The sequence below is a fragment of the Tunturiibacter psychrotolerans genome (assembly GCF_051013365.1).
Lineage (GTDB): Bacteria > Acidobacteriota > Terriglobia > Terriglobales > Acidobacteriaceae > Edaphobacter > Edaphobacter psychrotolerans_A.
This window is the reverse complement of record NZ_CP132941.1, coordinates 1655754-1682288: the sequence shown is the minus strand read 5'-3', so window position 1 is coordinate 1682288 and position 26535 is coordinate 1655754. Positions and strand designations below refer to the sequence as shown.

Sequence of the window (26535 nt, the reverse complement as noted above, 5' to 3'; positions counted from 1 at the left end):
CAACAGGAGGATGGCCACATGGACGTTAAACGATCTTCAGCGCGTTCGCTTGAACCCTACGAAGCGACGCCTAAACGCAATATAACGGCACTTAAAGTGCCGCCTTTCCGCTTTCACAGGGTGGCGCTTAACGCAATGTTAACTTGCATCGCCCTCGCCGTGAATACGACCTGCACACAGGCGAAAGAAGACCCCACCGCGACGGCTTCTTTACCCATGTACGAAGTATCGGAATCGGTGAAAAAAGCTGATGACATCTTCTGGAGTCATCTGCAGGCGAAACTAAAGTCTGAAGGCATAAGCGGACCTGTTTCGCTGGCTCGTACGAGCGGAGAACTGATAGACCAGTGGGAACAGCCGGACCTTCTGCTATCGCAAGCGTGCGGCTATCCCTACGTGCACACGCTGATGGACAAGGGCGTAAAAATCGTAGGCACGCCGATTTATGCGACAAACAGTAATCTGCCCGCCGGCGAATATCGCAGTGTGATCGTTGTTAATTCGGCCACCCCTTACAAAACATTGGCAGATTTGAAGGGAAAAAGGGCGGGCGTCAACGACTGGACTTCAAATAGCGGGATGAATCTCTTCCGCGCTGCCGTGGCGGAGACTTTCCCGGAAGACGTCTTGAGGCAGGGCGTGTTCTCTTCGGTGACGGTCACTGACGGGCATCTCAAAAGCGTGCGGATGATCGCTGCAGACCAAATCGACGTAGCATCCATAGATGACGTGAGTTATGACCTGATCCGACGCAACTACCCGGACCTCGCATCAAAGACGCGCATTCTGGCCGTGACGCCAGCTGCACCCGGTCTTCCGATGATCACCAGCACGCAAACGGACGACGCCACTTTGCAAATGATGCGTACGGCAATCAAGGACCTTGTCGAGCATCCCGATGACGAAGCGTTGCGCGAAGCGCTTGCGACGATGAAGCTCACGGGCTTTGCCGTGATAGACAAGCAGGAATACGTAGATCGCGTGCATCAGCTGGAGGATTTAGCGCGAAACAAGGGTTACCCCACGTTGAAGTAAGTCTTTGATTGAAGCGACATCGTTATCTCGCTAGTTGGTTGTAAATGCTCTCTCTGGAGGTTATGCATGAACAGTCAGCGTCTCGTTACGCTTTTCTATGCGTGTATTGCGCTATTGCTGTATAGCGGGATGGCTCTTTGCCAGGACGCTCGCGAATCTGCCAGGGCAAAACCTACTCCCATCGTCTTTCCCACAGCAGCATCACCGCAGGCCGAAGCGCTCTTCCTCGCCGGTGTAAAAATGCTGCACAACTTTCAGTATGATGACGCCGTTCTGACTTTTCGGAATGCGATCAAAATGCAACCCAGTTTCGACATGGCGTATTGGGGTCTTGCGATGTCTTACAACCATCCGTTGTGGGGTGAGCAGGATATGCAAACCGCACAGGATGTCCTGACGGAGCTCGACAAAGCACCTACAACGATGATGAGCACGAGAGAAAAGGGATTTATTGATGCCATACGATTGCTATATGGGAATGGCGACAAGGCTCGTCGGGATACCGCTTACGCTGATGCCATGGGACGTCTCTATGCGCAGTATCCAAAGGACGATGAAGTGGCCAGTTTTTACGGGCTGGCACTCCTGGGGGAGGAATCGGACGAGGGCCGTAGCTTTCTCCTCACGATGAAGGCATCGGACGTACTGGAACAGGTATACGCGCGGAATCCTACTCACCCGGGAGTCTTGCATTATCTGGTGCATTGTTACGATGATCCCAAATACGCTGGACTTGGGGTGACCGCAGCGGACCGGTACGAAGAGGTCGCCGGCGATTCAGCCCACGCTTTACATATGCCGTCACATATCTATCTTGATCTCGGCCTTTGGAAGAGATTCGTCTACGCGAACGAACGATCGTGGGTCGCCAGTGAAAACCTGATGATTCAAGGCACAGTTAAACCCGGCGAGTATGACATCCACGGTCTTCACACACTGCTATGGTTGCAATACGGCCATCTTCAACAAGGTCAACTTGCTCAAGCGCTAAATTGTTTGAGAACTATGGAGAAGATCTACGCTCTGAATCCCAGCCCGATGGTGAAGTGGTATCTAGCCATGATGAGAGCTTCATATGTCGTGGATGCACAGAACTGGAAGGAAGTAAACATGTCGCTCGATTTAGACGGTATAGAGCTGACGGCACCGACCAGCGATCTCTTTGCGAGCGGACTTGCGTCACTGCGCGAAAATCATACCGACATGCAACCAACGATCAAGCAGATCGGCGATTTGGTCGCGGACAGGCAGAAGGCCAGCGAAGAACTCAAGGGCCACGATATGCATCACGATGTCTCGTTTTTTACCAGCTTCTATATCACCAGTATTTCTCCCGCCAAGATCATGCAGGGTGAATTGCAGGCTATGCAATCGCTGGCTGAAGGCAACGACATTGAAGCTGTCAATCGCTTGATCGATGCTGCTGCGGAAGAAGATAAATTGCCGATCGGCTACGGGCCGCCCGTGCCGGTGAAGCCATCCGAGGAGTTGCTGGGTGAGATGTACTTGCGCCTTGGGCGGCCAGTCAACGCCATGCGTGCATTTCAGGTGGCGTTGATACGATGTCCGAACCGTGCCGCATCGCTGATTGGATTGAGCGAAGCGGCGAATCTTAGTGGCGATCGCGAAACTGCGGCCAAAGCGGATGACAAGCTTCGCGACATGGGTATTGACAATGGCAATCGTTATCAAGCTTGGAAAGTTTGGCCATGCAAGGACTGCGCACAGTCTAAATAAATGACTCATCCTGATCGCGTCGAATTTAGGTCCCCACCGAGCCGGTGAAAGCGAGTTAGAGGAAGCGGAATAGATCCTCGGAAACGCGCTAATGAGTTCAGAGCCGCAAGCGAAAGGAGCCGGTCAGAAAGAGAAGTTACGATTTCGGGTTGGGGGTCCGTTCAGCTTTGAGCTAAATTGGTCTAGACGAGTTTCTGGATTTCCTAAAGAAACATTGGTAAAGACCGGGGCTATCAAGCACGCGGTGCACTCTGAGGCGTTACAACTGGGTCGAATTTGTCCGGACGAAGGGCTTTACGTGACTGAGCCTTTGTCAACCTCGGGTATGATTGCGGGAACAGTTCCCTTCTCTCAGTCCCAGAGATGACTATGACGCGCGCGGAAATTTTGCAACGACTTCAAGCTATCAGAGACAAAGGAGCTCAAGCTTTAGGGCTTCTTGAGCTGGTACCCATCCCTGTGGGCACTGAGTATGAGATTCGTGCTCTGGTCAACTGGATCAAAGAGGAGCTACATAATGAACACATTCGCATGTTGCCCGTGCGGGCGCAAAAGACTATGTCGGTATTCGAGCTGAGCATTTACTCGCCAACAATCGAGGAAAACTGGAAGAAAAGCGGTATCAGCCGTCTGAAGGTCGACGGCGCCATCGATCGCAGATGGCAAGAATCGTTGGAATCCGTCGTCTATAACGCCGGCAAGTATCTAAGTTAGGTATCCGGGAATACTGACTTTGCGAACATTCGTCCCAGAGCGCCCCACATCATCCGGCTGTTTACTCTAACTTCACCAGCCACTCGATAGATCGATGATTCTTTACTGCACCTTCGATAAGTTCCAAGCGATTCCCGGAACGTCTTCGGGGAGCAAGTCTCCACAGAGCCAACGTGGAGGAAGCTATAACGGGTCAGATTCGATAAGGGCGGCGGTGTTGCATACACTGAGTGCTCCCGATTCGGCTCCGTAGTTCATTGTGCAACAAATTCTGAGCCGATGGTGCAAGCTGCCTCGCTCTACCCCGTCTATCGGTTGAGTCGTCTAATGATCCGCTATGCTTTGAAAACGGGGTTCTGGGAAACTTCGACCCGCCGAGCCGGTCTGATCGTCCGAGATTGCCGACAACCGACTTTGCAGGAGGTGGTCGAAAGCACCCATACTAAGATTGGCTCTATGGACGGCATCCGGTGATGGCTGTGTGAGCTTATGTGGCGGGTGAGTTGGTCACGATCGATGAGTTTCGCCCGTTGTCGCCGTAAGAATTGGAGACCATGCACATACTCTAGGAAACAGGTGAATCAACCGCGAACTCGATTCATGTGAAATCGTCGAGTCACTCGCGGCCGCTTGTGAGGCTCCCACTAGTATTCTGGGTTACAAAAGGCTTTTGAGATTGATGTTCAACCATTTTTCCAAAAAAGCAGCGGTGGAAATGACGGTCTGATGGAAAGAGAGGAAAACATGAAGCCGTTTCCCTCTCTTTCCCACAGCCCTTGGAAATCGCAAGTGCGGCGATTACCACATTCCCACCGCACTACGACTACTATTGAGTTTGGACATTACTACTTTGTAGCGATGAGGACATTTAAGCTTTGCAGCAACATTTCTTGTATGGTAAATTCACTTGTTTGTCAACAAGCAAGTTATAGCAACCCTTTGATACGACAGGCGCTGCGAATTAGAGGTCCTCAATGTCCTTCAGTTCTATTATCCATGTCGGCAAGTCCTGCACAGCCGGCGAACAGAAGAAAGCGGACCATCCGAGCGCGGAATAGGAGCGGGTTTTCTACTGCTTCTAGTGCGCAGGCCACAAATGAGACCGGGTCGCGAGAAATGGGTTCCTGAATAACCTCTATAACGACTGCCCTGGTCGCGAGAGCGTTGTTGGCAACTCCGAGGTTTAACAGCGATGAATCATCTAAGGCACAGGCGTCAGCCGCCAATGGCTACATAGATGCTCACGGACACTAAATCACTTCTTTGACACCGGGAATTCGACTGAGACCGATTGAGGCTCCCCTACTCAACTCGATTGCTCCAATCAGCACGGCCGCAAATTTTAAGACCGCTGGTGCGGCGGTTCTTGTCATCTTTATTTTGCTTCCGTTTTTACCCCAGGTTTTTCGCTCTCGATAAGACGCTTCGATCGAGCCCCCAACATTGAGTGACTCCTTTTGGGGACCTCAGCCGTTTTATAAATACGTAACGCTGGTCGGGTAGTGGAGCGCATGACGATCGGGGACAAGATCGTTTCGGCGCACTGGCGAATCCCGCCATAGGGGGCTGGAAACATTGATGACGAGAGGAATATCATGAATCTGAAAAATCGCACCATCTTGATTACCGGCGGCTCTGCCGGGATCGGGCTCGCGTTCGCCCTCACGTTTGTCGAGCTCGGCAACAAAGTCATCGTGACCGGTCGCCGCCAATCGGCTCTTGACGAAGTGAAGGCGCGCCACCCCAAATTGCACACGATCCAGAGCGACGTCGCGGATCCTATGCAAATTGCTATGCTGGCGGCGCGCGTGAAGGTGGACTTCCCTAAGCTCGACGTGTTGATGAACAATGCCGGTATCAGCGTCTATAGAAACCTGCAGGCGTCCACCGACGACCTGATAGGACTCATGAATGAGATGAACATCAATGTCGGCGGTGTAATTCGAACAACCTCCGCGTTCATCGATCTACTCACCGCCAATAAGGGCACCTTGATCAATGTTTCCTCGGGCCTCGCGTTTGTTCCGCTACCGTGCATACCGATCTACTGTGCCACTAAGGCGGCGATTCATTCCTACACCCAATCGCTCCGGTTTCAATTGGAGGATTCTGGAGTAGAGGTGATCGAAATCATGCCGCCTGCAGTGAAGACAGATATGACCGCAGACCTTCCGGAGGGCGACGGCATAACCATGATTACCACAGACAAGCTCGTGAAACTCACCTTTGCGTCGCTCAAAACTGGTGTTCTCGAGATCCGGCCGGGACAATCCAGACAGCTGGCGTTCATGCGGCGCGTCGCTCCCGGTTTCATCAATAGGCAGCTCTGGAAGGCGGCCAAGAAATTAGTGCCGATCGAAGACCGCGTCCTTGCAGGAGGTCGTTCAAAATGAAAGGCATTGTCACTCTTCTCGTAGTTTTTTTGAGCCAGGCTCTCGCCGCCCAAAGAGTCCTTCCATCGCCAACGCCTCCGAACAGCGAGATGGCTCTTGCCGAAAGTTCCTCGCCTCCAAGTGTCGGCCAGCAGCAAGCGGAAGCACAGGACGTCAAAGCGCCATATCCGAGCATGGCCCCTCTCGACCAATACCTCATCGCTGATCGGGTCTCCGAGACAGCCCTGGCGCGCAGTGCCGCACCGGAGTCCATCTCGCGCGACGCCGAGATCTTGGTCCTCGGACGACATGGATACGAAACCGCGGTCAAAGGCAAAAACGGCTTCGTATGCATTGTGGAACGATCATGGACCGTCGAAAGCGATGATCCTGAATTTTGGAATCCCAAGCTCCAGGCACCACTCTGCCTCAACACGCCAGCGGTGCGATTCTACCTTCCCCGCACCTTCAAGAAAACCGAGTTAATCTTGGCCGGACGTTCCAAAGCCCAGGTCTTCGAAAACATCAGAGCCGCCGTCGACAAGAACGAGTTGCCCGCGATAGAACCCGGCGCGATGTGCTACATGATGTCAAAACAAGGGTACTTGAGCGATCATGTCGGGCACTGGCATCCCCACCTGATGTTTTTCGTTCCACTACTGGACTCCGCAGCTTGGGGCGCAGGATTGCCAGGCTCCCCGGTAGCAATGGCATTTACTAACACCGACGAGCGAATGACCACGTTTCTGATTCCGGTTGCCAAGTGGTCGGACGGCACCGAGGCTCATCCTGATGACCACTGACATCCGGCGATGAGCGCAGTGGAGTCGCTCACGAGAGGTCTATCCTCTGAGTTCGCGCCTCACGGCATTCGAGTAGTTGGTCTCCGTCCGCTTGGGATGCCGGAGTCAGGCACGATCAAAGAAGTCTACGGGGCTTCTTGCCAAAGCACGGGGAATCTCGTGGGAGCAGTTCCGCGAGGCGATTGCAGGCAGGACACACGCGCGACGACTCTCGTCACTCACGAGATGGCCAACATCGCAGCCTTCGCAGCTTCTGACGAGGCGAGCGGGTTGACCGGAACGATCATCAATCTGGGCTTGGGGAGCCTGGACGACTAGGGTCTTTGCCTGGAGCGATTGCGTAGTCCGTGGCGACGCTAATCGACTCCTTGCCGATGTGTTAGTCATCAAGCGCATTAATTACAGCTAGACACGAGGAGAACTGATGAGCGTTCGAGATAAGCAAGTCATTGTTACTGGCGGAAGTAAGGGGCTAGGCCTGGGGCTAGTCGAGGCTCTGGTTGCGCACGGCGCCAAGGTGACGGTCGTTGCTCGCGACGTTGATGCTCTGGAATCTGTCCATACGCGGTTGGGTGTCGCAACCATTACTGCCGATATCACCAATCAGAATGCCGCGCGCCAAATCCTGGCTGAGGTTCGACCGGACATTCTGGCATTGAACGCCGGCACGAAGCCGCGCATGGATCGGTTAGACAGGATCAGTTGGGAAGACTTCACTGCTCCCTGGGAGACCGATGTTAAGGGTGGCCTCTACTGGGTGCAAGCCGCGCTTACTCTGCCATTAGTGCCTGGAAGTCGCGTTTTGTTGGGATCGAGCGGCGCAGCCCAGAACGGTTCGCCACTTTCGGGAGGCTATGCGGGGGCCAAGCGAATGCTTTGGTTGATGGCGAAATACGCCGACGGCATTTCAAAGCAGTGGAACCTCGGGATCCGTTTTCAGGCCATCGTGCCGATGCAAATGGTCAGTGGCACAGGTGTGGGCGATGCCGGAGCCAATGCGTACGCGCGTGCCTTAGGAGTTAGGATTGAAGAGTATCTGGCACGTGCCGGCAAGCCGCTGCCGCCCCAGGACTTCGGAGAAATGGTGGTTTCCGTGCTCAACGATCCAAAGTATGTCGAAGGTCTGGCTTTCGGACTCAAGGGCGATACTGGAATCACAATTCTCGAAGGAGTGGGGCCATAAAACCCCTCGGACGAGGCGTAGATAACACAATGAGTAATGGAGCGATGGCTTGAGTTCGGGACCTCTCTTATCGCAAGATGACCACAGAGCGAGACTCCTCTCGCTGGCGGAGGAACTGCGGCCCGAGCTTCATCGCTATTGCGCGCGCCTTATGGGATCGGTCATCGACGGTGAGGATGTTGTGCAAGATACACTCACGCGGGCTTTCGTCGCGTTCGAAGACCTTGAAGAGCCACCGGCGCTTCGCCCCTGGCTATTTCGGATCGCCCACAATCGTGCCATCGATCTGCTTCGGGCCCGGGCGCTGCGAATGGCCGAGCCGATCGATGCCGCCTGGGACCTAGCCGACCCGGCTAGCCCTGACCCCGAGGAGATGCTCATGCGCCAGGAAGCAGTCAAGACCGCAGTCTCGCGTTTTGTGGAACTCCCCACCCTTCAGCGGAGCGTCATTATCTTGAAAGATGTGCTCGATGAGTCGCTAGTGGAGATCGCTGCATTGCTCAATCTCACGGTTGACGCCGTTAAAAGCCATTTGGCAAGGGGGCGTGCGCGCCTTCGAGAGATAAATGCGAAAACTGACGGGGCATCGGCTGTACCGCCTTCGTCCGATGCAGTCGCTCGTTATGTCACACTCTTCAACCAGAGGAACTGGAATGGTTTGCGCGCGCTCTTGGCCGACGACGTAAAGCTTAATCAATCAACCTATCCTCTTCGCGTCGGCGCCGCGGACGTCGGTCGGTTCTTCACTATCTACGCGAAGATCGATGGTGTATGGCTCGCTCCCGCTTGGCTTGAAAACCGAGAGGTGATCGCTGTCTTTGAAGGCCGAACCGCGACCAAGCCCAGCTACTTCATGTGGCTCGAGTGGCGCGATGGGCGGATCATATTTATCAGGGACTACCGATACGTTCGGTATGTCGCGTCAGACGCAGAGTTGATTTGGGCGCCAGACAATCGCTCTGCCACAGATGCTCACTGATCGATCCGACAAGTAAGGTCTGGGTTCTCTATTGCAGCGTCGCGGAGCATCCGCCGCCGCGGAGTAAGGGAGCGTAATGCGATGGTTATTTCAACTTCATTCCAAAGCAGTGCACTTCAGACCGCGCAGTGTAGTCTCCACGGCCCCCAGCAACGGTGTATGAGGTTCCTTACCGAGAAAGTGCAACAACTTCGTGTTGTCCAGTTGGATAGGCGTCACCCACAGTGGCCGAGTTGCATACAGTTCGCGCATGGTTTCGTTGAACGGAGACGCTAGCCGGAGGAGCCACCACGGTAATGCTTTCACGGGAATATCTTGATTGTCACAAGCTTGGCGGATAGCCGCTATCATTTGGGTGCCATCTTCATCCCAATGCCCCTGAAAATGGAAGCTCTCGAATGCCGCAAGTTCCTCTGCGCGGTCCATCAACTGAGCGAATGTCTCTCCAGCGTCCGGCAGGTAACACCAAGCATGACCGATACCTCTTGCTCCTGGATAAAGGACGCTTGTCACGGGCCGGTTTGGTTTAACAAGTGCCTGGGAGAACCAGCTATTGCCGGTCTTCGGCCCAAAGAAGTCGCCGAAACGCACAATGAGAGTACGCACGCCTTCCCGCCCAGCTGCTTCGAGCTTCTGTTCAAGAGCAATCCGGATTTTTCCTTTGTGCGTTTCCGCCTGTTGCGGTGAGTCTTCGCGGAGTTTAGGGAATGCGTCTGCACCGAAGTTATAAATCGTCCCTGGCAGCAGGACGCGGGCGCCGCTGGCCTGGGCCGCGGCGATGGTGTTCTCGACCATCGGCAGAACAAGCTTTGCCCATTTGCGATATCCGGCAGGATTGACAGCGTGCACGATGGCGTCAACGCCCTGAGCGGCCATCACTATGGAATCGCGGTCAAGGGCATCTCCCTTGAACCACTCATACGAGTCAGCGGAGTCCTTGGGGCATCCGTTTCTAGCAAGCGCGCGGATGTTCCATCCATGGTGGGCGAGCGCGCTCGCTGTTTCGGCTCCGATGCCTTTCGTGGCGCCCACTACGAGGGCAGTTCGCGTCGCGTTTTTTATCGTATGCCTCCTCTCGCTTATATTCCATCTTGATAGATTATGCGGGGTGGGGGGAGGATTCAGGTCTGACTGGTTAAGTTGTTGACTGCCGGCAAGAGCCGCAACTACGGGGACTAGCACCTGCATATCTGCGGGTGCTCAGTCGCAATACTCATTTGTATAAAAGCGTCGGGTCAGGGGTCGATCCTCATTGACGTTCTCGTTTCATACCCGAATCGAGCGCGGTAGTCGGACGGAGGAATGCCGAAGCGTCTTTCAAATGCCCTGCGGAAGGCATCGTCGCTGGCAAATCCGACTGAGCTCGCGAGCTGATTGATACTACAGTCCGTTTCGCACAGGCGTGCTCGCGACTCATCCAACCTGACAGCCTCAACAAAAGCTGCCGGCGACGTTTGGAAGACGGACTTGAACCGACGGCTGAACTGGCGCTCGGAAAGATGAGAAATCTTCGCAAGGGCCGGCACCGAAAGGTCACGATCCAGATGCGCCTGTATATACGCGGCAACTTCCGTCGTGCTATCCGTCGCAGCGAACTGAAACCGCAACGGCTCGGAGTATTGTTCCTGTCCTCCGGAACGCTTCATATGGACGACGAGCTCGCGCGCAACTGCGAGCGCTACGGTCTGTCCAAAGTCCTCTTCGATTAGCGCCAGAGACAGATCGATCCCGGCCGTAACCCCCGCGGACGTGTAGAACTGTCCATCCTTCAGGAACAGGGCATTAGCATTAACCCGGAGCGCAGGAAACTGATGAGCTACGTCGCGCGCAAACGCCCAGTGGGTTGTGACACGCCGGCCATCCAAGAGACCAGCTCCGTATGGTTAAAAGTCATGGTCTGGAGGGCGTGGTCGCGAAGCGCGTCGATGGCGTAATCAGCCCGGTAAACGAACCGGACTCTGGGCGAAGCATCGTATTCACCTTGGTCAGGAGTTCGTGATTGGTGGATACAGGCCCGGAAGTCACGGGATCGACGCTATCATAGTCGGCTTCTACCGGGATAAAGAACTTATTTACGCCGCCAGGGTACGGGCAGGGTTTGTACCGGCTAAACGACGGAAGGTATTTGACGAGATCAAAGGTCTCAAGGTGACGAAGTGTCCCTTCGCGAATCTACCTGAGCTATCCGATGGGCGCTGGGGGGCCGGATTGACTGCGGCGAAGATGAAGGACTGCGTGTGGCTCCTATGCCGCATCCGGCATAGGAGCCACAATGTCGAATGCCGGACTATGCCGCATGGCTGCTGCCAGAGTTGCCCTTACTGCATTGAGCGCCACTTTGTTCGGCATAATTAGTCTGAGTTTTCCTGCACGGAAACACCGATTGCCATTCCACTGGAGAGGGCAAATCAGCTATCAGAGGACCGAGTTCAGGCGCCCATCACGGCCCGAATATTGGTGAGATTGGCATACGCGTCACTTGACTGCGCCGGGCCGGAACGTCATGCGCAACTTCCGGTTGGCCGGTAATCCGCCCAGACCCCAGAAATCTGGAAGGTCTTGTGTCCGCGCTGTTCGGTGAGTGAGTTGGCGATTTGGACTAAACCCGCTTCGCGGGTAGCGGGAAAGTAGTACGATTTGGCAGGACAATTTGCATGCAGCACACCATCAGAGCCAGCTCGATGATCAGAACTTTTCTGCACAGGTCGATGTCGGAGTCGGCACGAAATTGCTGCACTGCAATGAATCTCCATAAAGCAATTGCCCTGCCAAATCCCCACACGGTTTAGTCCAAATCGCCGTATCCACACCCCTCCCTTCAAGCGACACGGCAACAGCAAAACTCTGCTCGCGGAGCGCTGTCGATACGGCACTAGAGATTTGTCACTCATTGAGATTTGCGGCGGGATTGCCTTCCGAGTAACCGACCACTCGCCAGCATTATTTCGCGTCACATGCTTTACTGATCCGCTTTCGTCGACTGGGTCCAGTAGGACCCGCGCAGGCGCATTGACTTGGACTATGTATTTAATCGTGCCAGTCGTCGTTCATTTTTGACCCACTCTGACCTGAAGAACATAAATGAATGTAAGTCTTGTGGCGTCTATCGGATTAGAATGCTGAGATGTTCCGGTCGATTGTTGCTCTTGTCTGCCTATTGCCCAGTCTGTTGCTCTTCGCAAGTGAGGGGCACAAGCCTGCCTATCCGTCCTTTGACTATCAGGTGGCGCGCGACCACGAGATCAAGCCTCATCGGCGGGCGATTCCAGTGGTCGGGATGGGCGAGGAGTACACGTCCCATCAGCTACACCTGGAACTGACGGTTTCGCCGACAGGTGATGTGACACACGCGGAGGCGATCAACGAGGACGGGGATACGAGGTTCTGGCCACAGTTAGAGAGCGAAGTCTACCGGTGGAAGTTTACGCCGTTTGAGGCAGGTGGCAAGCCAGTGACGGCAATGGTGCAGGAGTACATCGACCTAGTTCCTCCGGAGAGGCTGCCGAAGACGCACATTCCCCCACCAGTGATCACGAAGGATTCGAAGGTGGCGATCACCCTGCTGCAATGGATGTGCGACGGACCATGTCCGTTACACTCCGTGACGGTGAGCACCGATGGGATTGTGTTTGAGGGGTTTAATGTGGCCACACGTGGAAGGCACACGGACAAAATAGATAACGATGCAGTCATTGCTCTGGCGAAGAGGCTTGTGGCGGCAGATTTTTACTCAATGGAAGACGACTACCGCTACCGCGGGTGGGACACCCTGTCGTCCTCGCTTTCGATCACGATCGACGGACACACGAAGAGAGTGAGGGACTACGAAGGGCAGTGGGTGGGGATGCCATCTGTGATCGTGGAACTGGAAGACGAGGTGGATGCAGTCGCGCACACGGACCGGTGGATTGGCGGAGGTGACGGGCTTGTAGCGGCGTTGCGGGCGGAAAAGTTTGACTTCACTAGCTACGACGCACAAGTGATCCTATATGAAACAGCTGCTCGCGGACAGACAACGACCGTTCGTGAGCTGCTGGCAGCTGGGGTTCCGCTCAAACCTCTGCCTGCTCCAACGACGGACAACCCGTACGGTGGTCCGTTCGGGAAGGTTCGCTTGCTGACAGCCGCAAGCAGGCATCCTGATACGCTGCGAGTCTTTCTGGATTTGGGTGCGAGCAAGGAGGACCAGGAGGACAAAGACCGGGCATTGGATGGAGCCGCTTCCGCCGGCAAACTGGAAGCTGTCCGGGCGTTGATTGCCTATGGCGCGAATCCGAATGTCGATTTCAGCAAGTTGTGGAGTACAGGCGGCGGCTTGTTTAGTCCAGGCGCCACCGCCAGCGTGGCCGTGGGCGGAGAGGGCGCGGGAAGTGTGCTAATCGACGCAGCGAGGTCGGGTAATCCCGACGTGGTGAAAGAGATTCTTCGCTATGGTCCGAAGCTGGAGGCGAGGGACCGCAAGGGCAAGACGGCGATCTTTGTAGCCGGAGTGTCAACGAATAGCGACGGGGATGGTAGGAGTGTGGAGTGTGTTCGCGTGCTGGCGAAGGCGGGGGCAAGAGTCGATGCGCGGGATAAAGACGGAAACACACCCTTGCATAAAGGGTATCTGCTTGATGTAGAAGAAGAGCTATTGAAGCTGGGCGCCGACGTGAATGCACGGAATCACGACGGAGAGACGCCAATCTTCACGATTATGAATGACAGGGTCATACCGCTTTTTCTGCAGCACGGTGCAGATCTTACCATTCGCAATAACCGAGGAGAGACGGTGATGGACGCCCGCACGGGAAGAGGATCTCGTTGGGATGAGGCTCTTCGCGAGGCGATTGCTCAGATGAAGCACCCACAATAGCTTCCTTTCTCGGAAATTTCTGGCCTAGTCATTCCTGAAAGTCTGCTTTTCGACGAATCAGTTGGCGATAACAGTCGTGGCTGTTGAAAAACTCATCTAGGGAAAACTCGCTGAAAATTCGTAGCGCCAGGATGGCCTACAAGCGATTTCCTCGGATTTGGGAGACATTTTCTATCACCGGATTTTAGGCCGTTTGCGCAGAAAACGAGTTTTTCAACAGCCACAGTCCAATGCGCTCATCGAGTAGCCATTGGTTCGTGTTCGGGGTGGTTTGTCGGCGACACGGAAGTAATCCACGCGCGTCTATTCGCCAAGGTTGATCTGGCCGACGTCACATCCGAGCCGGCGGCCCAGGTTCACTTGCGATACAGTCAGACTCCTCTCCAGCGATCCTTAATGAGGAGGAGAAGACATGGTAGAGACATTCTTTACACGTTCATGCACCATCCATGGTCTACGGCAGGGCCCATTGGCAGGGCACATCGATCTGCTCGCCGATCACTTGGCAGCCCACGGCTTTTCTCGCGTCCACAGCCGAATCCAGCTCCGGCTCGTCGGGCATTTCAACCGTTGGCTAGAGCGGAAGGGCATCAGTGCGGAGCAACTCGATGAAAAGGTCATCGAGCGCTATTGCCGCTGGCTCAGGCGTCGGAAGCACGTACGGGCTGAAGATGTGTGCTCATTGGTCCGGCTACTCGATCTCTTGCGCGAGCAATGCATCACGCCGCGTGGCACGACCAAAGCCGTTCCGACGGCGCGGGAGACACTGCTTGAGAAGTACCGATGCTACCTGCTCGACGAGCGCGGACTTGCCCAGGGGTCAGTCCGCAATATGCTGCTGTTCGTGGACCGTTTTCTGGTGGAGAAGTATCCGCGGGACCATTTCGATTTTGCAGCGCTGAAGCCAGAGCACATCACAACCTTCGTTCGAAGGCAGGCGACGGAACTTGGTTCGGTACAGGCCAAACACGTGGTTACAGCCCTCCGTGGCTTTTTCAGATACCTCCGGCATCGCGGCGAGATCGATACGGATCTCGCTGGCTGCGTTCCTCGCGTCCCAGATTATTCGTTCTCCACGTGCCGAAATTCCTGCCAGCTGGCAGCGTGGAGAAAATCCTGCGGCGCACCGACCAGAGCACACCGCGAGGACACCGAGATTATGCGACCTTAATGCTCCTCGCCAGGCTGGGGCTCCGCACCTGCGAAGTCGTCCGCTTAGAGCTTGGAGATATCGATTGGGAATCTGGCCAAATCACAATCCGGGGTAAGGGTGGAAGGTGGTCCAAGTTGCCGCTGCCGCCCGATGTTGGCGAAGCCCTTGCCGTCTATCTGCAGCATGATCGGCCACGCTGCTCAACACGCCGATTATTCGTCACTCAACGCGCTCCGATCACGGGCTTGTCCACGGGCTGCGCAATCGTGAAGACGGTGACGCGTGCTCTGAAAAAGGACGGCATCGTTTCTGAACGGAAAGGCGGCTACCTGTTCCGCCATACGCTGGCGACTGAGATGCTCGGCCGGGGAGCATCTTTGCAGGAAATCGGTGAAGTGTTGCGTCACCGGAAGGCAGATACAACACGGATCTACGCCAAGGTGGACTTTCGCGCGTTGCGAAACCTCGCTCAGCCGTGGCCAGGAGGTGCACGATGAGAGATCTGAGAAAAAATCTGCGGGAATACATCGATCTCCGCCGCGCTCTTGGATTTAGACTGCGCAAACACGAACGGCGGCTGAGCGAATTCATCACTTTTCTCGAAGCAAGGCGCACCGACCATGTCACGACCAAACTAGCCATCGCCTGGGCAATGGAGTCTTCGAAAGGCCATAAACACAGTTGCTTTGAAAGGCTGAGCTTCATTCGATCCTTTGCCACATACGTGAGCTCGATGGATGCTCGAACGGAAATTCCACCAATGGGCACAATGCGCCGGCCGGCAGTCGCTCTCCGGCCGTACATCTATACGCGGGAAGAGATCGGCCGGCTGATGGCAGCGGCACGCAACCTGTTTTCACCGCACAAACTCCGCTGTCACACGTATTACCATCTGATCGGATTACTCGCCACGACCGGCATGCGCAGCGGCGAAGCGGTACGGCTCGCAAACAGCGACGTGGACTTGGCCGAAGGATTGATAACGATCCGTGAAAGCAAGTTCGGCAAGTCGCGCGTTGTTCCGCTTCATTCCACGACGGTAAAATTACTGGCCGCGTATAAGGCTCGTAGGGATGCATTTCTCAATAAAGTCGAGGCGCCTAGGTTCTTTATCAGCGAGAGTCGCGGGCCAATCAGCAGTCCCCATGAAAGCTTCCGCGAGATCCGTCGGGCGGCGGGACTGGAGAAAACCCGCAATGGAATTCCTCCCAGGATGCATGATCTACGTCACACGTTCGCTGTCCAGACGCTACTCGCCTGGTACCGGAACGGTGTAGATGTCGAGCGTAATCTGCCGATTCTTTCAACCTTCCTCGGGCACAGCCACGTTGCAAACACCTACTGGTACCTAACGTCCACGCCAGAGTTGCTGGGCGCCGCTTGTGAGCGGCTCGAAACACGATGGAGGAGTTCACAATGAGTTCGACAAATTTCGCGGCATTGCTTGAGACATTCTTCACAGACAGGCTGATTGCTCAACGGCGAGTCAGTCCTCACACAGTGGCATCGTATCGGGACACCTTCCGCCTGCTGCTGCAATTTGCTCATAACGAGTTGGGGAAGTCGCCATCCAAACTCGCCATGACGGATCTGAATACGACGCTTATTGGCGCGTTCCTTGACAACCTGGAGAAAGCTCGAGCCAATAGCTCGCGCAGCCGAAATCTTCGGCTCACCGCGATCCGGTCCTTCTTTCGCTATACGGCGATGGAGTGCCCAGAGCACTCGGCAGGAATCCAGCGCGTACTCGCGATCCCACCAAAACGGCAATCCAGCCGATTGGTTGATTTCCTGACGAGACCTGAGATTGAGGCTCTCGTGGCCGCACCGGATCAAACGACTTGGCTTGGTAGACGAGATCGTGGCTTGTTGCTGTTCGCCATTCAGACCGGGCTTCGGGTCTCGGAACTCATCGGACTCCGACAGGGTGACATCTACTTGGGTCGCGGTGCCCACGTCCGTTGCGAAGGTAAAGGGCGAAAGCAGCGCTGCACTCCGCTTACTCGTACGAAAGTACAGGCTCTCAGGGCATGGGTGCGCGAACAGGGGAGGGACGAAACCAAATTCCTTTTCCCCAGCACTCACGGTGGGCAATTGAGCCATGACAGCGTTCAATACTTGGTTGCAAAGTACCCCACATCCGCGGCGATATCCTGCCCGACGCTGCGAAAGAAGCGGGTGAGCCCTCACGTGTTGCGGCACACCACCGCGATGGAACTATTGCAGGCGGGTGTGGATCGCTCGGTGATCGCCCTCTGGCTGGGACATGAGTCAGTTGAAACGACGCAAATCTATCTTGACGCGAATCTTGCGTTGAAGGAAGACGCCCTTAAGAAGACGTCGCCTTTGAACGCCAGAGTCGGACGGTTCAAGCCAGACGATCAGTTGCTGTCATTTCTGCGAGACCTTTAAAGGAACGGACTATGCCGCGAAAAATCAGGACCACCCGGTGCAGATCCCCATCAAACAACCTCCGAAATCGTCTGCCCACAATGTATGCGGCATAGTCCGGCATTCGACATTGTGGCTCAAGCCGGAGACCGTCACGCAGGTCGAATTCCTGGAGTGGACCGGCGCTGACCATAGCAGGCATACGAAGTTTATCGGCCTGCGCGACGACAAGGATCCACGGAAAGTCGTGAAGAAACCTAGAATACTTCCTCATTAATGACAATCCACAGCACAAACACGACCGCTTTTGACCGAGCCAACTCGCGGGCCGCGGACAAGGTCTAACTCACTCAAGGAGTCGACGACTCCTCCAGGAGAACTCAAATGGGTTTGCTAACGCCGAACAACATCAAAAGCTTCCATTCTTTGTACACGCTCCAGCTGCGCTATCTTCTTTCCACCGAGAATCAGATCGTAAAAGGGCTCGAAGCATGATCGAGCACGCCAACGATCAGCAGCTCAAACAAGCCTTCCAATCCCACTTGCAGGAGACTGAAGTTCACGTCACTCGCCTTGAGGAATTGATAGGTGAAGTGAACGAGGGCGATGTTGATGACAAGAAAGACGCAATTGCCACTGCGCTGATTGGATCAGGCGAGAACATTGTCAGCGAATCAGACGAAGGTCCCCTGCGCGACGCTGGATTGTTGGCTACGGCGCAGAAGATCGAGCACTATGAGATTGCTTCCTACGGATCTGCTCGTGATTGGGCAAATCTTTTAGGCCTTTCGAAACACGTCGAGCTGCTTCAAAAAACGCTGGATGAGGAAAAGCACGCAGATGAGCTTCTCAGCACCCTCTCGCAAAGCACGAACAGCGCTGCTGCCGCCGCTGTGGCTGTTGCTTAACGAGTATTGGATATTATGCATTGAAGGAGGGGCTAGCTCCCCTCCTTTTTTCGTGCCATAAACATGCGAACTCATGGAGCTACTGTTCTTGCATCCAACGGATGAGGAGACCACCATGAATGCTGTTACGAGGCACTTCCATTGCAAAGACGTAGGCTACGACTGTGACTGGCAGCTTGAGGGCCAGAGCGAGGATGAAATGCTTCCAGTCATCGAGAAGCACGCTGCTGAAGTTCACAACTTGACCCACTTCAAGTCCGAAGCCGTGGAACACGTGAAAGAGGCTATTCGAAAGAACGACCAGTGACAAATTTGCTTTCGGGGACATCACTTCACCTCTACCACGGCACCATGGCAGCTCCTCACGTTAACTTGTATTATCGAAGTGCCCCATGCCTACCCCGCAAGAATTCGCTAAGATCGACCCCTCAAAGCCTTGCGCTTGCGATCATCCGTTGTCCGCACATTCCTCGGAAGGTGCTCGCTGGTGCCTTCAATGGGAGTGTGGCTGTACACGCTTCACGACACTGGCGGAGATGGAACAGGTTCGCCGAAAATGCCAATCAACCCTATATACATAACCTCACAAACGCGGCTCTATTTGACTGTTTTGTTAGGAGCATGACAGATAAGCGCTGATCCGCGAGCGACAATCACGCATGCTGGTTCCCAACCGACCTCGTATTCTTACAGCGGATAGGCTCGATGGCAGTTTCCTGATCGCGTTCGATGACGGCTACTGCGCTCTTTATTCCGCAGCCCTGCTCGTTGCAATGAGGCCCGAAGCTGAGCAAGTCAGCGAGACGGATTTGGAGGACTAACGTGGTCTACGCGACGATGCCGCTATCGAACTCGGTGTAATTGTCGAGATGATCTTTGATGACGTGGTAGCACTCACATGCCTTCTGTTCGAGGAGTTTCACGTCCGGAATGGTAATCACGCCCCTGGTATAGGTGATTAGGCCTTTTTTCTTCAAAGCTGCCGCTGCCATCGAAACTGTAGGGCGAGAAGCACCCAGCATGTGGCCCAGGAATTCGTGGGACATTTTGAAGGTGCTGCTGTGCGCGCGATCGGCGCGATCAACAGCCATCGAGCCAGCCAGCCTTTGATCGACCTCATGCTGCGCATTGCACCCGGCCGACTGCATTGCCTGCACGAGCTGGGCTTGCACGTATCTCAAGGTTAGCGATTGGAAGGCTCCGCCGCGTCGAAACTCACTTCTTGCGGCTTCGAGTGGACACGAGTAACCGTGTCCTGCAATTTGGGTGTATACCCGATTGAGACTTCGCTTCGTCCCCATGAGGGCTGAAAACCAATCACAGATTCATACCCAAACATCCCAACCTCAACTTGAGCGCCATTCTCGAAGGTGGTCGTCAGGGACGCCATGCCCTCTTCCACGAAGTAGAGGTACCGAATGGATTCACCAGGAAATTCGATCTGATGCTCCAGCTCGAAGGTAACCGGCTTCAGGGTGAGGCGTTTGATAACTTTTGCGTCTAGATTCTGCAAAACAGAATTCTTATACGGGCTTGCGGGCACAGGAACCTACACTTTCGCCGTTTTCATAAAAGCAACATTTCATGCCCCTATGTTCGGCCGACCATTTAGATTGGCTTTTGTGTTCGATGTCTGACAGATCGAAACGAAAAAGAACGGTCACAATCAGGTTGTATCGTTTATACATCCTTTTCTTGGAGTCATCATGGTCTCTCCCATCTCCGTGCTCGTGTTCGGACGTGACGCGCGTTTGCTTGAAACCAGGAGATGGCTCCTAGAGGCGGCCGGATACCGAGTACGCACGACAGCAGAGTACCCGGAAGCCATTCGAATCTTAGACGCGGCTAACATTAGGCTTCTTATCCTCTGCCACACGCTATCGACCGAAGAATGTGGGCGCGTTCTTACCTCCGTTCATCGTTCCCAAGCGTTGAAAACACTTGCGCTCACTGCCGGAATGTGCGGTTGTCATGACCGCATGGGTACTGAAGTTCTGGATGCGATGGAAGGGCCAGCAAAATTTGTCTCTACCGTTGATAAGTTGGTCCGCTCTACTCCAACCCGGAATTAAAAGCGCCAAATCATCGACCAGTCTGTTAGGCCATAAGACAAATCACTAAAATCTTGCATCACAAGTGGACAGGTTAGGTATTCTGCTGAGCTAAAGGGTGCCTCCTCTCGCGCGAAGGCGTCGGAAAACGTCTGCCAAACAGTGATCTGAGGCCCTAATGGCACAAGGCACAGTTTCGGATCTTGAGGCGAGGTTGTCAGTCGCAACCGAGTCGTTGAAACGTTGGCAAGAAAAAGCGACAGCAGGCCAACTCGCCTTAGAGTTGATGCATGAGGTGAAGAATCCCCTCGAAGCGCTCGGACACTTGACGTATCTCACTCTTAAAGAGCCTGGCATCAGTGAAAATGTACGCAAGTATATGGAGTTAGCCGTAGAGCAGATGGCGACAGTGAACCAGATCGTAGGACAAACCCTTGGCTTCGCTCGGAGCTCTCTTAACCCCACTCCCATGAATCTTGTCGCACTGGCAGAGGCCGCAGTCCGCATTCATCAGCGGGCAATCAAGGCGAAGAAAATACATCTCGTTAAAGATCTCCCAACGGAAGCGCTGGCCGAGGTACACAAAGGAGAGATACTTCAAGTCATTTCCAATCTATTGGTGAATGCTCTGGACGCCTTGCCACCTGAAGGAACTCTCGTTCTCCGGCTGAGGAAGCATCACGGCGAAGTTCGATTCGTCATTGCTGACAATGGTCACGGCATTTCGGAAGAGCATGTGGAGAGCATCTTCCGGCCATTTTTTACAACCAAGCAAGATCGCGGGACCGGTCTAGGACTAGCACTGTCTAAGAAAATCATAGAGCGCCATCAAGGCAGTATTTCCATGCGAAGCTCCGTTCGCCCAGGAAGAAGTGGCACAATATTCAGGATTTCTTTGCCGGCCTGAATGTACGATTTTGACGTTTGGGTGGTGGCCCCAAATAAACCCCCCAGAGCGAAGCGATTCTGAAGAAAGCACAATAGTTCGACTCACAGGCAACAGGCCACATTCTTGTATTCTTTTCGTAATAGATCGGAAATCCTCCGAAGGTAGGAAACAGCCTGGCGAGCGAAGGCGTAGGCTCAGGTCAGCCTTCACTCTGCGCCGACATTCCCGCCAGCGCAAACATCGGCTCTGATCGGAATGCCATGTTATCGATCCTCTTGGTCGGGCTGGACGAGATGCTTCTGACTACACGGGGACTTGTCCTAAAGCAATTAGCCAACACTGACACTGTAGTGCAGGGAAGTCCCGAGGCGGCTTTAGTCGCGCTCGGCAAGCGTAACTTTGATCTCATCATTCTGTGTCATACCCTCGATTCAATCGATGCGAAAATGATCGTCGCCGCCGCGCACTCCTTCACACCGAAAATAGCCGTCGGGCAAGTGAGCGGGGCGCCGCTTAGTGAAGGAAACTATGACGATCCGAATGCAGATTGGATCATAGATCCCCTTCCCCAAGAACTCGTACGCGCCGTCTTGAACTGCCAACACAATCTCTCACTTCCACGAAGAGACCAACGGCGGACCGTCTCATTGAGGAAAACTTACGTAGTCAAAGCACCAGCAAAATACGGGCACCTCCGCCCCCACAAAATTGACTGCAGCCTCAACGGATAACACCCCTTTAAAGCCTCCTCCTACGCGAACTTACCCTACAATCTACCCGCCGCCGTGATCGCAACCCTCAACAACGGCAGCTGGTGCAAACCACGGGTCCGGGGTCTCGGAGCCTCCCCTACTGCTAATTGCGGCGTAGCCCGAGCGTCTAAATTGTGCGCATGCGAGAGGGCCTCAATGTCTAAAGTTGTAAAAGTCAGCAAGCCAAAGGTTACTGCGGTGGGAAATCATCCGACAGAAACAGCGTGGGACGCTCCCGAATTGAAGGGAGTGACTAAAGGCCAAATTCACGAATACTACGAGCGTATGGGGCACGAGGCTGCCGCCCGTGTGAGGAAGCACTCAAGGACGCCCACGAGGCCTGGATTCACGGCTGGATGATGGAGATGGAGGGACAAAACAAACTAGAACATTTGAAGACAATAATAAAAGCAAACAGCCACGGCCGTAGGGGTAGTGGAATGATAAAGACTGTTTGCGTTAGTGCGCGGCGGGAGCTTGGCAGTCACGCTTCGCGAACGCGTTAAGAGAACAAAAGAGCAACAGGTTCTACCTTAGTTGCATCCCATCCGCGTTGCCTCAAAAGGCTTGTAGATAGGAGGGATTTTGTGACCAACTCGCTTAATCGAGATGTTGCGCAAGCAGATTCACGATGCAGAAAGAGAGATCGAAGCAATTGAATGCAAGATTCAGTTCGCCGATCTTAAAACGACTTATCCGCACGAGTATGCCCAGATGCGCTCCGAGCAGGAGGAACACCGTCAGCAGATACTCAAGTGCAAATCCACCCCGGGGCGATCAGCTGGCCGCAGAGCACCCCGAATATTCCTGCGACATTCGATAGAGAATGGCCTTTAGGCATTGTTGCCTAAGGACGACAAAGATCGGCGCAACGTGATCCGAGAAACGTAGAGTGATTAGGATCATGATCTTTGGGAAGCCAACGTGAGGCGTGAATGTTTATGGAAGAAGCCAGCTGGAACGTGAATTCGATTCGCGCGCGCCTTGAACATGTCACAACCTGGCTAAGCAGCCGGAAGCCTGATGTTCTTTTGCTGCAAGAACTGAAAGACATTGAGTTCCCTGCGGCTACATTTCAAGACCTTGGCTACGAGTGTGTAGCCGTGACGCAGAAGGCTTACAACGGTGTTGCGATCCTGTCGACGCATCCGATCCAGACAGTAAGCAAGACTCTTGCAGGAGACGAGGCAGATAGTCACTCGCGTTACCTTGAGGTCATGATCGAGGGGATTCGATCTCAACATCTACCTGCCGAACGGGAATCCTGTAGGCAGTGACAACTTCGCCTATAAGCTTGCGTGGATGGATCGTCTCTATAGGCAACTGAACATTTGGCGGAAGAAAGAAACGCCAACGCTAGTTGGTGGCGACTTCAACGTTATCCCAGAAGATATCGACTGCCATAAGCCTTCATCCTGGATTCGTGACGCCTTGTTTCAGCCTGAGCCCCGCGCTAAGTACCGCGAGTTACTAGAACTCGGCTACGTGGATGCCTTCAGATCGCTACACCCTGGGATCGACCATACTCCGATCGTCATTAGGCTACGTTAGCCTCTTTTGTCTTCGATGCTAGATTAGCGATAGCTGAACAGCTGGGTTATGCGGACTAGGCGACGTTCATGGAGAGTTTCACACGGGTGGCGGAATTCCTCCAGGGAGATATAGACGCGGACGCGGAGCACCAAATGAATAAGCTTAAGACGGCGTTCGGGGCGCCGGCAGTGGACAATAAAAATACCGCCGGAGCTCGCGGACCTACGTTGTTGCAAGATATTTGCGTTGTTTGGCGCGCAAATCAAAGTTCAGGAACGCCACATCGGGAACTGCGCGGAAGCCGATCCATTATTACGAGTTGTAACGAAGGCGTTGCGTAGCGAAGCCTGCTTGGAGGGCCGTGATGAAGTTAGCTAACACACGATGGCTTGGACACACCGGGAAGCCGAAATCATTTGTTTCACTCGCGAGTTTATCTCTCATTTTCTTAGGATACTTCTCGCCGGTCCTCGCGACCGCAGAAACACGAAGCCAGCGTGCCGCCGCGATCCTGCATCGGGCAATGCAAGACCGAAAGATCCCAGGCATGCAGGCAGCCGTGGTCATCGATAGGAGGATCGTCTACTCGCGGTCATATGGCGTTGCGACTCTACAGACGCCTGTCCGAGTGACCTCGAAAACCCTCTTCTCAATAAATTCCATCACGAAGGCGTTCACCGGAATTGCCGTCATGGAGGAGGTGGAGAAAGGGCGGCTAAACCTGTCGGTTCCAATCTCCACTTATCTGACGGACATCCCGGCTACCTGGGGAAGAGTGAATACACTGCAACTTCTTGGCCAGATCTCCGGATTGCCGGACATCGACGCATACGACGACATCGACTTCAGCGGCATCAGGGACGAGAAGGCAGCATGGGCTTGGGCGCTTTCCCAGCCGGCGTCGCCTCCGGGCGAAAAGAGAGATTATTGCCAAACCAACCTTCGACTGGTGCAGCTAATTATCAACAAGCTTGAGGGACGAGATCCCGACGCGTCTTTGATCGACGAGGAACTCGCGAAGGCTCACATGGTAGCCACTGCTTACGGTGATTCTCGAGATGTCATCAAGAACAAGTCGCAGCCGTATCGACTTGGTGATAATGGTGTAATACTCAATCACTTCGAGCGGTTTGGACCGATGATGCGAGCCAATTCGGGCCTCAACACCACAGCAGACGATATGGCGCGCTGGATGATCTCGGTTCTCGATGGCAAGCAGATGAGTCGAGAATCCCGAGAAGTCATGTGGACACTCGTCTCCCTGAACGACGGTTCGCGGAGTTCGTTCGCCCTTGGCTGGGATCGTGAAGAGCACGCCAACTATACGTCTGTCGGAGGGGTGGGAGGAACTAGATCAGCCTTTTCGCTTTACCCCGGTTACAACGCAGGCGTCGTAATCCTCACGAATCTCATGGGCGCGAATCCGGAGGAACTCGCGGATGAATTGGCAGCTTCGTTCGTTCCCGAAATTAAGTTGTCCGGCGTCACGAAGTTTCGTGCCGAAGCGGAGAAAACTCGATACGTAAACCTGGCGACAATGCTCAATGCCGCCAAGGCGCAGGGCGCAAGCAGCAATTTTGACCAGGAGGAGCTTGAGAGTTGGATAGGGAGGCTCTTGTTCAGCAAGAAGGCGCAGCGCGCTCTAGCAATAGCGAAATTCGATTGCGAGCTCTTTCCGACTAGCATTAGGCCGCTGGAATTGATCGCGGAAGCCCAGGGCGCCAGCGGCCAGCTTGAAGCTGAAACTGGAACTTATAGAAAGATCCTTTCACGAGATCCCAGCAACGTGACTGCGCTCGCCTTTTTCAAGAGCAGGTGAGATCGCCAGCATTTTCGGCGGCGTAGGCTCGGTGCATCAGTAGACAATTTCCGACAGCGCCCGCCGGTCTGCAGCGAAGTGACGAGTGTGGATAAGCGTCATATGTATCCAAAAGGGCAGAAAAGGTCTATCATAGATGGAATGGTAGCGACCGTTAAAGAACTCGAGCAGAACGCAACGTCGGTGGGCCAGCGAGGCCCAGCGGAACATCAGCGGAGGGAGCAGATTCTCCAAGCGGCGGGAGAGCATTTCCGGCATTACGGATACCGAAAAACGACAGTTGCCGACTTGGCGAAAGCAATCAGTCTTTCGCCCGCATACATATATAAGTTTTTCGTATCGAAGCAGGCAATTGGTGAAGCTGTTTGTGCCCTTTGCCTCGGAGAGCGAACAAACGCATTGGAGAAAATTGTCCAAGAAACGGCCTCGCCCGTGGAGTGTATGCGTAATATTTACAAGAGTTTAGCTCTTAACGGGGCCGAACTCTTCTTCAAAGATAGAAAGATGCACGATATCATTACGGCTTCATTTGAGGAACATTGGGGCAACCTTGAGGCCTATAACCAGGCTTTGATCGAAATCATCCGGCGTGTGCTTGTCCGAGGGCGCGAACTCGGGGAGTTTGAGCGCAAGACTTCACTTGAAGAGGCGTGCCGCGCTATATATAACACGATGCAGTCATTCTTCCATCCCATTCTGCTCGAACAGAACTTGGATCACCTCGAAGAAGACGCCACGGCGGTCGCAAATCTTGTGCTTCGCTCTCTTGCTCCGTGAAGTATGAGAGTTGATCGTAACCATCACTCAATCGGATGTCTAAGTACGGCCTTGGCTCAAACGATTCGTCGATTATGGAAATTTCAACTTGTCTAATCGCATCTCAGAGTCCTTCACAAGCAATTTCTGGGTGACTGGAACCGCCATGACTCGATACTCGCATCGCGCCATACGAATGCCTCAAGTGGATGGCATGGCGGCGTTCTTCAGTGAAGCTAAGCTGGCCGAGTATCATACCCAGGTCGCCGCTCTCAAATCCACGTCTACTCACTGTTGGGGGACAATGACGGTAGATCAGGGGCTGCATCACCTCAACGTGGCATGCGGACATGCGCACGGTTTCTACAGGCTTGAGGACGAGAGCTACCTCACGGCTCGCACTCTCTTCCGTTGGATACTTGTGGACGGGTTCCCGGAACAGCCCGTCGGGTTGGGGCTACCCACCGGTTTCAAGCTCTCGCACGCCGAGCACTTCAATTTCTTCGAAGAGCAGGCAAGTTATTGACGATCATCCAAGCGGCTTGGAATAAGCGATCGGCGAGCGAGTGGGGTCCACACTGCATGTTTGGGAAGATGTCACTCCG

General features: G+C 54.3%; 25 protein-coding genes. 21 read left to right on the top strand and 4 right to left on the bottom strand.

Annotated elements, in window-relative coordinates:
* Positions 1–18 precede the first annotated feature (18 nt).
* The 8 genes from RBB76_RS06960 (at position 19) to RBB76_RS06925 (ending at position 8823) form a co-directional block, all read left to right on the top strand.
* Positions 19–1035, top strand: a complete 1017-nt coding sequence (locus RBB76_RS06960) for a phosphate/phosphite/phosphonate ABC transporter substrate-binding protein (RefSeq protein ID WP_429628139.1) — start codon at positions 19–21, stop codon at positions 1033–1035.
* A 66-nt stretch (positions 1036–1101) separates the two neighbouring features.
* Positions 1102–2772, top strand: a complete 1671-nt coding sequence (locus RBB76_RS06955) for a hypothetical protein (RefSeq protein WP_429628140.1) — start codon at positions 1102–1104, stop codon at positions 2770–2772.
* A gap of 369 nt (positions 2773–3141) precedes the next feature.
* Positions 3142–3486: a hypothetical protein gene (locus tag RBB76_RS06950; protein WP_429628141.1), complete on the top strand. Its 345-nt coding sequence runs from the start codon at positions 3142–3144 to the stop codon at positions 3484–3486.
* 1595 nt (positions 3487–5081) lie between these two features.
* Complete coding sequence (locus RBB76_RS06945) at positions 5082–5879, top strand: SDR family oxidoreductase (RefSeq protein ID WP_429628142.1); 798 nt, start codon at positions 5082–5084, stop codon at positions 5877–5879.
* Positions 5876–6661, top strand: a complete 786-nt coding sequence (locus RBB76_RS06940) for a hypothetical protein (protein ID WP_429628143.1) — start codon at positions 5876–5878, stop codon at positions 6659–6661. Before RBB76_RS06945 ends, RBB76_RS06940 begins: the two co-directional genes overlap by 4 nt.
* Before the next feature lie 9 nt (positions 6662–6670).
* Positions 6671–6979 carry a hypothetical protein gene (locus RBB76_RS06935; RefSeq protein ID WP_429628144.1) on the top strand — a complete coding sequence of 103 codons (309 nt, stop codon included), beginning with the start codon at positions 6671–6673 and terminating at the stop codon, positions 6977–6979.
* Positions 6980–7085: 106 nt separating this feature from the next.
* On the top strand, positions 7086–7844 hold the full coding sequence (locus RBB76_RS06930) for an SDR family oxidoreductase (protein ID WP_429628145.1): 759 nt from the start codon (positions 7086–7088) through the stop codon (positions 7842–7844).
* Positions 7845–7893: 49 nt separating this feature from the next.
* Positions 7894–8823: a sigma-70 family RNA polymerase sigma factor gene (locus RBB76_RS06925; protein WP_429628146.1), complete on the top strand. Its 930-nt coding sequence runs from the start codon at positions 7894–7896 to the stop codon at positions 8821–8823.
* Positions 8824–8919: 96 nt separating this feature from the next.
* Here RBB76_RS06925 and RBB76_RS06920 read toward each other — a convergent pair whose 3' ends face one another.
* Positions 8920–10011, bottom strand: coding sequence for an NAD-dependent epimerase/dehydratase family protein (locus RBB76_RS06920; RefSeq protein ID WP_429628147.1), 1092 nt, complete (start codon positions 10009–10011; stop codon positions 8920–8922).
* A 47-nt stretch (positions 10012–10058) separates the two neighbouring features.
* Positions 10059–10688, bottom strand: a complete 630-nt coding sequence (locus RBB76_RS06915) for a GlxA family transcriptional regulator (RefSeq protein WP_429628148.1) — start codon at positions 10686–10688, stop codon at positions 10059–10061.
* Between the two features lie 1259 nt (positions 10689–11947).
* On the opposite strand from RBB76_RS06915, the gene RBB76_RS06910 reads away from it, so the two are divergent.
* The 8 genes from RBB76_RS06910 (at position 11948) to RBB76_RS06875 (ending at position 18437) form a co-directional block, all read left to right on the top strand.
* Complete coding sequence (locus RBB76_RS06910) at positions 11948–13678, top strand: ankyrin repeat domain-containing protein (RefSeq protein WP_429628149.1); 1731 nt, start codon at positions 11948–11950, stop codon at positions 13676–13678.
* Positions 13679–14090: 412 nt separating this feature from the next.
* Complete coding sequence (locus tag RBB76_RS06905; RefSeq protein WP_429628150.1) at positions 14091–14849, top strand: hypothetical protein; 759 nt, start codon at positions 14091–14093, stop codon at positions 14847–14849.
* Positions 14756–15328: a site-specific integrase gene (locus tag RBB76_RS06900; RefSeq protein WP_433963533.1), complete on the top strand. Its 573-nt coding sequence runs from the start codon at positions 14756–14758 to the stop codon at positions 15326–15328. The genes RBB76_RS06905 and RBB76_RS06900 overlap by 94 nt, the downstream gene beginning before the upstream one ends.
* Positions 15325–16251 (top strand): tyrosine-type recombinase/integrase, encoded by a 927-nt coding sequence (locus RBB76_RS06895; protein ID WP_429628152.1) that lies wholly within the window; start codon positions 15325–15327, stop codon positions 16249–16251. Before RBB76_RS06900 ends, RBB76_RS06895 begins: the two co-directional genes overlap by 4 nt.
* Entirely contained in the window at positions 16248–17243 is a 996-nt protein-coding gene (locus RBB76_RS06890; protein ID WP_429628153.1) for a site-specific integrase, read from the top strand. Before RBB76_RS06895 ends, RBB76_RS06890 begins: the two co-directional genes overlap by 4 nt.
* Positions 17244–17280: 37 nt before the next feature.
* Positions 17281–17499, top strand: a complete 219-nt coding sequence (locus tag RBB76_RS06885; RefSeq protein ID WP_429628154.1) for a hypothetical protein — start codon at positions 17281–17283, stop codon at positions 17497–17499.
* A gap of 214 nt (positions 17500–17713) precedes the next feature.
* Positions 17714–18130, top strand: a complete 417-nt coding sequence (locus tag RBB76_RS06880) for a ferritin-like domain-containing protein (RefSeq protein ID WP_429628155.1) — start codon at positions 17714–17716, stop codon at positions 18128–18130.
* Positions 18131–18203: 73 nt separating this feature from the next.
* Complete coding sequence (locus RBB76_RS06875; protein ID WP_433963532.1) at positions 18204–18437, top strand: DUF1059 domain-containing protein; 234 nt, start codon at positions 18204–18206, stop codon at positions 18435–18437.
* A gap of 520 nt (positions 18438–18957) precedes the next feature.
* Here the strand turns inward: RBB76_RS06875 and RBB76_RS06870 are convergent.
* Both RBB76_RS06870 and RBB76_RS06865 read right to left on the bottom strand, forming a co-directional pair.
* Positions 18958–19302 carry a Crp/Fnr family transcriptional regulator gene (locus tag RBB76_RS06870; protein ID WP_429628157.1) on the bottom strand — a complete coding sequence of 115 codons (345 nt, stop codon included), beginning with the start codon at positions 19300–19302 and terminating at the stop codon, positions 18958–18960.
* Positions 19303–19313: 11 nt separating this feature from the next.
* Positions 19314–19643, bottom strand: a complete 330-nt coding sequence (locus RBB76_RS06865) for a hypothetical protein (protein WP_429628158.1) — start codon at positions 19641–19643, stop codon at positions 19314–19316.
* A 716-nt stretch (positions 19644–20359) separates the two neighbouring features.
* On the opposite strand from RBB76_RS06865, the gene RBB76_RS06860 reads away from it, so the two are divergent.
* The 5 genes from RBB76_RS06860 (at position 20360) to RBB76_RS06840 (ending at position 26456) form a co-directional block, all read left to right on the top strand.
* Positions 20360–21088 carry a sensor histidine kinase gene (locus RBB76_RS06860; RefSeq protein WP_429628159.1) on the top strand — a complete coding sequence of 243 codons (729 nt, stop codon included), beginning with the start codon at positions 20360–20362 and terminating at the stop codon, positions 21086–21088.
* Between the two features lie 1675 nt (positions 21089–22763).
* A complete protein-coding gene (locus tag RBB76_RS06855; RefSeq protein WP_429628160.1) occupies positions 22764–23099 on the top strand; it encodes an endonuclease/exonuclease/phosphatase family protein in 336 nt (111 codons plus the stop codon).
* Between the two features lie 620 nt (positions 23100–23719).
* Complete coding sequence (locus tag RBB76_RS06850) at positions 23720–25174, top strand: serine hydrolase domain-containing protein (protein ID WP_429628161.1); 1455 nt, start codon at positions 23720–23722, stop codon at positions 25172–25174.
* An 87-nt stretch (positions 25175–25261) separates the two neighbouring features.
* Complete coding sequence (locus RBB76_RS06845) at positions 25262–25951, top strand: TetR/AcrR family transcriptional regulator (RefSeq protein WP_429628162.1); 690 nt, start codon at positions 25262–25264, stop codon at positions 25949–25951.
* A gap of 88 nt (positions 25952–26039) precedes the next feature.
* Positions 26040–26456, top strand: coding sequence for a hypothetical protein (locus tag RBB76_RS06840; protein WP_429628163.1), 417 nt, complete (start codon positions 26040–26042; stop codon positions 26454–26456).
* The last annotated feature ends 79 nt before the right edge of the window (positions 26457–26535 follow it).

Bases quoted from the DNA above. Each gene is read 5' to 3' on its own strand.
- RBB76_RS06920 (WP_429628147.1), bottom strand. From the start codon at position 10,011: ATGCAGGTGCTAGTCCCCGTAGTTGCGGCTCTTGCCGGCAGTCAACAA.
- RBB76_RS06875 (WP_433963532.1), top strand. From the start codon at position 18,204: ATGGAGCTACTGTTCTTGCATCCAACGGATGAGGAGACCACCATGAAT.
- RBB76_RS06910 (WP_429628149.1), top strand. From the start codon at position 11,948: ATGTTCCGGTCGATTGTTGCTCTTGTCTGCCTATTGCCCAGTCTGTTG.
- RBB76_RS06850 (WP_429628161.1), top strand. From the start codon at position 23,720: ATGAAGTTAGCTAACACACGATGGCTTGGACACACCGGGAAGCCGAAA.
- RBB76_RS06895 (WP_429628152.1), top strand. From the start codon at position 15,325: ATGAGAGATCTGAGAAAAAATCTGCGGGAATACATCGATCTCCGCCGC.
- RBB76_RS06880 (WP_429628155.1), top strand. From the start codon at position 17,714: ATGATCGAGCACGCCAACGATCAGCAGCTCAAACAAGCCTTCCAATCC.
- RBB76_RS06935 (WP_429628144.1), top strand. From the start codon at position 6,671: ATGAGCGCAGTGGAGTCGCTCACGAGAGGTCTATCCTCTGAGTTCGCG.
- RBB76_RS06950 (WP_429628141.1), top strand. From the start codon at position 3,142: ATGACGCGCGCGGAAATTTTGCAACGACTTCAAGCTATCAGAGACAAA.
- RBB76_RS06955 (WP_429628140.1), top strand. From the start codon at position 1,102: ATGAACAGTCAGCGTCTCGTTACGCTTTTCTATGCGTGTATTGCGCTA.
- RBB76_RS06890 (WP_429628153.1), top strand. From the start codon at position 16,248: ATGAGTTCGACAAATTTCGCGGCATTGCTTGAGACATTCTTCACAGAC.
- RBB76_RS06905 (WP_429628150.1), top strand. From the start codon at position 14,091: ATGGTAGAGACATTCTTTACACGTTCATGCACCATCCATGGTCTACGG.
- RBB76_RS06945 (WP_429628142.1), top strand. From the start codon at position 5,082: ATGAATCTGAAAAATCGCACCATCTTGATTACCGGCGGCTCTGCCGGG.
- RBB76_RS06855 (WP_429628160.1), top strand. From the start codon at position 22,764: ATGGAAGAAGCCAGCTGGAACGTGAATTCGATTCGCGCGCGCCTTGAA.
- RBB76_RS06960 (WP_429628139.1), top strand. From the start codon at position 19: ATGGACGTTAAACGATCTTCAGCGCGTTCGCTTGAACCCTACGAAGCG.
- RBB76_RS06860 (WP_429628159.1), top strand. From the start codon at position 20,360: ATGGCACAAGGCACAGTTTCGGATCTTGAGGCGAGGTTGTCAGTCGCA.
- RBB76_RS06930 (WP_429628145.1), top strand. From the start codon at position 7,086: ATGAGCGTTCGAGATAAGCAAGTCATTGTTACTGGCGGAAGTAAGGGG.
- RBB76_RS06940 (WP_429628143.1), top strand. From the start codon at position 5,876: ATGAAAGGCATTGTCACTCTTCTCGTAGTTTTTTTGAGCCAGGCTCTC.